The 5,687-nt window shown below is 57.9% G+C and carries 6 protein-coding genes; 5 read left to right on the top strand and 1 reads right to left on the bottom strand.

Translation table 11 applies throughout. The annotated features are described in order from the left end of the window. The 3 genes from AC33YF_RS12575 to AC33YF_RS12565 all read left to right on the top strand — a co-directional run. The coding region (locus tag AC33YF_RS12575; protein ID WP_491777553.1) for an ion channel at nt 1-194 on the top strand (194 nt) is incomplete at its 5' end. Between the two features lie 374 nt (nt 195-568). After that, complete coding sequence (locus AC33YF_RS12570; protein WP_491777552.1) at nt 569-1,273, top strand: hypothetical protein; 705 nt, start codon at nt 569-571, stop codon at nt 1,271-1,273. Nucleotides 1,274-1,318: 45 nt separating this feature from the next. Further along, nucleotides 1,319-1,660: a hypothetical protein gene (locus AC33YF_RS12565; RefSeq protein WP_491777551.1), complete on the top strand. Its 342-nt coding sequence runs from the start codon at nt 1,319-1,321 to the stop codon at nt 1,658-1,660. A gap of 27 nt (nt 1,661-1,687) precedes the next feature. Here AC33YF_RS12565 and gpmA read toward each other — a convergent pair whose 3' ends face one another. Further along, nucleotides 1,688-2,431, bottom strand: a complete 744-nt coding sequence (gene gpmA / locus AC33YF_RS12560) for a 2,3-diphosphoglycerate-dependent phosphoglycerate mutase (RefSeq protein WP_491777550.1) — start codon at nt 2,429-2,431, stop codon at nt 1,688-1,690. Between the two features lie 230 nt (nt 2,432-2,661). On the opposite strand from gpmA, the gene AC33YF_RS12555 reads away from it, so the two are divergent. Both AC33YF_RS12555 and AC33YF_RS12550 read left to right on the top strand, forming a co-directional pair. Further along, nucleotides 2,662-5,130 carry an AsmA family protein gene (locus tag AC33YF_RS12555; RefSeq protein ID WP_491777549.1) on the top strand — a complete coding sequence of 823 codons (2,469 nt, stop codon included), beginning with the start codon at nt 2,662-2,664 and terminating at the stop codon, nt 5,128-5,130. Between the two features lie 64 nt (nt 5,131-5,194). Beyond that, nucleotides 5,195-5,680 carry a Crp/Fnr family transcriptional regulator gene (locus tag AC33YF_RS12550; protein ID WP_491777548.1) on the top strand — a complete coding sequence of 162 codons (486 nt, stop codon included), beginning with the start codon at nt 5,195-5,197 and terminating at the stop codon, nt 5,678-5,680. Nucleotides 5,681-5,687: the final 7 nt, after the last annotated feature.

The following is a 5,687-nucleotide window of genomic DNA, read 5'->3' as shown; positions in this document are numbered from 1 at the left end:
TTTCGACGGTAACGTTCACCACACTCGGCTTTGGAGACATTGTGCTCGACGAGCAATGGCGCCTGCTCTCCTCTTTCGAAGCCGCAAATGGTCTTCTCATGTTTGGCTGGTCAACGGCGCTCGTGTTCGTCGGCGTGCAATGGACTTACGAGAATCGCGCGAAGCACCGCAAGAAGCGTGCTGCACGACGTTAGCTCAATACAAAAGTACGGTTTAGACCAAACCCTCAATCTACAGATGAGCACAGAGCAGGCGTTCGAGGACGTAAATCGTGTTTCCGAACAGGATCGCGTAGTCGGTTGCTTCCACTTGGGGCATCGAAATCCGTCACCAATACGGTGAGAAACAACTTACGTTAGCTCTGGCTTTAGCTGCTCGTAGCGTCTGCAAGCCGTTCCCCCAACGTCGGCATGAGCGTATAGTCCGCGCAGGTCGGCTCGCAGTCTGGCTTTGCGCCTGCTTATCGTGCCGGACCACAATAAATAACGCGCAAGACGCTAAAAAAGTCCGGAATCGGGATGAATGGGCGCCGTCTGCAGCATCGCGCGGGTGCGCCCCTAGGGAGGACATGGCGGTGGTGGATGAAGTTGAGAAGATTATCTCTCGGCTGAACGGGATCGACCCCGAGCGGCCTTATTTTGACCCGCTGGTCGTTGAAGAAGCCGTCAGCCGGCACGCGCGCTTGATTGGTTTTCGGGACGTAGCGTTCACTTGGGCCATGGGGCCGCAGCAGGCAGATGCTGCGCTTTCCGGCATCGATTTTTCAAGCGCTGAATCCTGCCTTTGGGCCGATGTAACGAAGTCAATGCGTCGTGAAGCCTTGGCTGAACTCAACGCGGACAGGGCGGTTGCTGAAGCCTATGAAAAGGCACAGGCGGCCGCGGCAGAGCGGGTCGCCGACGCGCTGCATCTTGAGATTTTCGCCCTCACGCTGCGGAATCTTATCTCAAGCGACGCGCGGGCTCGAGGCTACAACGTGGCTTCATTGGTCACGTCGGTTATGCGCGACGTCGTGGCCAATTCCAGCGTCGAAAGCGAACGGCTAGAAGACCTCAATGAGGCCTATCTTCCCTTTGCCGACGCTCTCATGGCGGGGCTTGGCTCGTTTTGGATTGTCGGCGAACGCTTTGTTTGCTTGCCCTTGCCTCGCTTGAAGCTTGAGGATGGAGCGCTCATTTCGGATGGGCGGCCTGCGGCCGTGTGGCCGAACGGCGAGGCCTATGCCTTTCGCGAGGACGGGTTCTTCCCTGCTTTGCAGTCCGTCGAGTGGTAGTGCTGAGGCATTCTTTTTAGCTCGTTTGGTTCCGCGGAGGTGAAGATGCGAAACGCAGGTTTCAGTACCATCCTAGACAGGCGCCAGGCGGCCACGATGCTTGGCGTAAGCGGTCTGTGTGCTGCGGTGCTATTCAGCTGTGCAACACCGGCGGCCGCCAAAATTCGGTGCCAGGGGATCTTCCAAGTCAACAAGCACGGTCTGGTCTCGACACAAATCTGCCGGGACCGCCAGATTGCACGCGTCGCCCGCAGTTATGGTTGGCGAGTTTCAGATGACGAGGTGCGCAATAAACCGCTCAAGAAAGTGCAGATTTGCCGGGCCTTGGGCGGCGACAACCGGCTGAAAGGCGCTTGCGGGGCCTATAGCCGTCAGAACTACTTCTAGGCAGCAACGCGCTATTGGCGCGCCTACTTAGGCCGTGGAGGAGGCCGCCTTGGCTTTCGGCAGGCTGTGGGGTTCTTGGCCATCCTCAAGATAGAAGCTGCGGATCGTACGCAAGCCTTCGTCGAGCTCATAGACCAGGGGCTTCCCAGTCGGAACTTCTAGGCTGGGGATGTCCTCGTCGGAAATCCCGTCGAGGTATTTGATGAGACCGCGGAGGCTGTTTCCATGGGCGGAAATTAGCGGCGTACGGCCCTCCATAAGTAGTGGCTCTACGCGCTCCTGCCAAAACGGCAAGACACGGGCAACCGTATCCTTCAGACTCTCGGTCAGCGGCAGATGCCGGCTTGGCACCTTCGCGTATTTTGATTGGTTCCCGGGATATCTCGGGTCGTCTTCAGTCAATGCCGGCGGTCGAACGGCGTAGCTTCGGCGCCAAATATGCAGCTGCTCGCTGCCGACCTCCTCTTTCACTTCATCGCGTTTTCGCCCCTGTAAAGCACCATAGTGTCTCTCATTGAGGCGCCAGTTTCGCTCCACAGGAAGCCACGTCATTTCCAGTTCGCCGAGGACGATCCAGAGCGTATGAATAGCGCGGTGCAAATAGGACGTAAAGCACTGATCGAACTGAATTTTGTGGTGTCTCAAGAGCTCGGCCGCGTGTTTCGCCTCATCGATCCCATTGTCGCAGAGCTCAACGTCGGTCCAGCCCGTGAACACTGCATCGCGGTTCCAAACGCTTTGGCCGTGTCTCAGCAAAATTAGGCGCGGCATCTCTATGCCTCCGGAGAAAATGACTGCCGTGACGGTTTATGGGGCTCCAGGCCAAAGGGCAAGCCAGCCATTCTTGCAAAATCTCTATCGTTTCTGGCCGTTATTTGTACGTATTTCAGCGCCAACGTTCCATCCAATCGCAGAATCTTGCCAGGGTAATGGGTCCTATCTCGACATGGCGGGAATCGCTGTAGACTGATCTGAACCTCACCAGACGTGTGGAGGGGCATTTGCGGCTCATCTTTTCTATCCTGACGGCTATCGTCGTTCTGATCGCGGGACTTTTTTTCGTCGCGCCGATGTTCATCTCCACCGACGAGGTGCGGAGCGAGCTTTTCGCTCGTGTGGAGCAGATGACGGGGTACAGGCTCCGGGTGAGCGGGCCGCTCGACATAACCGTGTTTCCTTCGCTGGCTCTCGTGGCCGAGGATGTCGGGATCGCCGAACCAACGGCAACCGGCGATAAGGAATTCGCCACCGCAAATAAGGTACGTTTCGATTTGTTGCTGACCGGTCTGCTTCAAGGCAAGGTTCGCGTTCGCGAGGTCACCCTCGTCAATCCCGTGGTCGCCGTGCCTCAGACATCGGCAGCGAATGCACTCCCGCCGCCTGGCGCTGGGCCAGCGGCTCCAACAGGCCGACCTGGTACGGCGCCGTCCGCGCGGGCGGCCTCGCCGTCAGGTGAAGGCGGGACGACTGGCATGGCCGGCTTTGCTGAGCAGCTGAAATCCGTTTCCCTCGACAAGCTTGTCATCAAGAACGGTACCGTCACCCTGCCATCGTCGGATGGCAAGCCTGGAACGAACATCGAAAAACTCGATCTCACCGCCTCTTTGCCCGGTTATGACGAGCCGCTGACGCTCGATACTGCGGCAGTCGTGGACGGCAAATCCATGAAGCTCGGTGCTACGATTGGAAACTTCGGGTCGTTCCTCGGTGGCGCGACCGTACCTGTTCGCATCAAGGCGGACCTGCCAGAGACGTTAGACGATCCGGTGAGCCTGAGCGGAAGTGCGTCCTACAAGAACGACACGCTTACTTTGCCGCAGTTCAGCGCGAAATCAGGGAACAAGACCCTTTCTGGCGCCGCGGTCTACGCGGGTGGTGAAGCGACGCTGAGCCAGCTTACGGGCACAATGGGGCGCGATACTTTTGCAGGCACCGTCCACTACAAAGACAACATCGTCACCATCAACCCCCTCAGGGCAAACGTGCGCGGCGCCGTTCTCGCCGGGCAAGTGCAGGCAAATCTCGCAAACAAAGTCCCGTATGTCGTGGCGGCGATTGGCGCAAAGACCATCGACATCAACGCATGGACGGGGACTGAAAAGTCTTCACCAAAGGCGACCAAAAAGTCGCTGCCAAAGAAGTCCCAGAGCACCAAGTCGAGCGGCGGAAAAAAGCAGGGTCGTGGTGGGACCACACGTGCCAACCCTGCGAGCGGCAATGCGTGGAGCAACGAGAGAATTGATTTCTCAGTGCTAAGGTCGGTGAACGGCAAGGTCAATGTGCGTGCGGAGCAACTCATCTACGAAGACGTAAAAATTGCGCCTGTCTCGCTTCAGGTGACCCTCGATGGCGGCAAGCTCAACGCAGAACTGGCTCAGTTTGGACTCTACGGCGGAGCGGGCAATGCTGCTGTGGTGGTCGACGCCAGCAGCAAGCATCCGACACAGCGGGTCAACGCGTCCTTACAGAACTTTGATGGCCGGACATTTCTCAGAGATGCCGCAGGGCTCGACTCCATCGAAGGCAAGGGAACGGTATCGCTCAACGTCACCGCTACAGGAGCAAGTCAGCGAGCAATCGTCGGTACGCTCGGTGGCAACGCCGATATCGAGTTCCAGAACGGCGCGATACGCGGCCTAAACGTCGCGAAGATGATGCGCAGTCTCGGGAAGGGTGCCCTCAATGGTTGGCAGGGCGGCGCGACCGAGACGACAGATTTCGCATCGCTTGGGGCGAGCTTTCAAATCAGCAAGGGCGTGGCCCAAACTCAGGATATTCATCTCCTTGGACCGCTCGTGACAGTCAAAGGCGGCGGTACGGTCAACCTCCCTCAACAGGCGCTCAAACTTCGTGTCGACCCGCAGCTTGTGGCTTCGTTGGAAGGACAGGGCCGTACACAAGAATTGGCCGGTCTCGGGGTGCCGGTGATGATCGTTGGTCCTTGGGCGAGCCCGAAGATCTTTCCGGACATTAAGGGCATTCTGGAAAATCCGGCGGAGGCGATCGCGCGCTACAAGCAGTTTGGTCAGGACCTGAAGAATTTGCCCGGCGGACTAGGCGGAGCTGCTGAAGCATTGGATGGTGTCGTCAAGGACGGCAAGATCGATCAGGAAAAACTGATTGAAGGCATCGGTGGGTTGCTGGGGGGCAACAACGTTGCGCCGCAGTCTGACACGGCTACAGCTCCCGACCAGGCCCCAGGAATACCGGAAGCTCAAGAAGCGCCCCTGGCAAATGTCATTAAGGATGGCAAGGTGGATCAGGATGCGTTGATCCAGGGCATAGGAGGTTTGCTGGGCGGGGGCAACACAGCACCTGAAACTAATACCGTGACGGACACGGCGGTGACCCCCAATGCGCAATCGCAGCCTTCGGCGCAGATTCCGCAGCAACAGCCTCAGAGCAAAAAGAAGCTGAAGCCCGAGGACATTGGGAAGCAACTCTTAAACAATTGGCTGTCCGGTCAGTGATGGTGTGACTCAATGCCTCTGAGCTGCTGTTTGACAAACGTTGGGCGCGCAGTAGGCTCAGCTGATGCAATCGCTTTTAGAACTATGTCAGGGTGCGGCGCGTGCCGAGTTTTTGGCAGGTGAGATCCTGCTGTCAGAGGGCACCACGTCAGGTCAGCTTTACGTCCTGAGAGACGGGGAATTAGAGGTTCTGCGGGGCAACACACAGGTTGCGATCATTGAAGAGCCGGGGGCACTATTTGGTGAGATGTCTGTCCTCTTACAGCGGCCGCATACTGCGACCGTCCGTACACTGACACCCTGCGCCCTCTATGTTTTTGACGATGCTGCGAGTTTTCTTCGGTCGAAGCCCGATATCGCGTTTCACGTCGCGAGACTTCTTGCGGGGCGGTTGAATGCTGCAACCAGCTATCTCGCCGACATCAAGCGACAGTTCGAAGGTCGCGCCGACCACCTCGGTATGGTCGGCGAAGTGCTGGACACGCTGATGCACAATCAGGAGAAGGAGTTCAGCCCTGGTGCGGAACGGGAGAGGGATCCCCGTCTTTGAGCCAGTC

The sequence above is a fragment of the Methyloceanibacter sp. genome, assembly GCF_058506495.1.
The sequence above is the reverse complement of the archived record's forward strand: the minus strand, read 5'-3'. Positions and strand labels throughout refer to the sequence as shown.

Bases quoted from the DNA above. Each gene is read 5' to 3' on its own strand.
- AC33YF_RS12570 (WP_491777552.1), top strand. From the start codon at position 569: ATGGCGGTGGTGGATGAAGTTGAGAAGATTATCTCTCGGCTGAACGGG.
- gpmA (WP_491777550.1), bottom strand. From the start codon at position 2,431: ATGCCGCGCCTAATTTTGCTGAGACACGGCCAAAGCGTTTGGAACCGC.
- AC33YF_RS12550 (WP_491777548.1), top strand. From the start codon at position 5,195: ATGCAATCGCTTTTAGAACTATGTCAGGGTGCGGCGCGTGCCGAGTTT.
- AC33YF_RS12565 (WP_491777551.1), top strand. From the start codon at position 1,319: ATGCGAAACGCAGGTTTCAGTACCATCCTAGACAGGCGCCAGGCGGCC.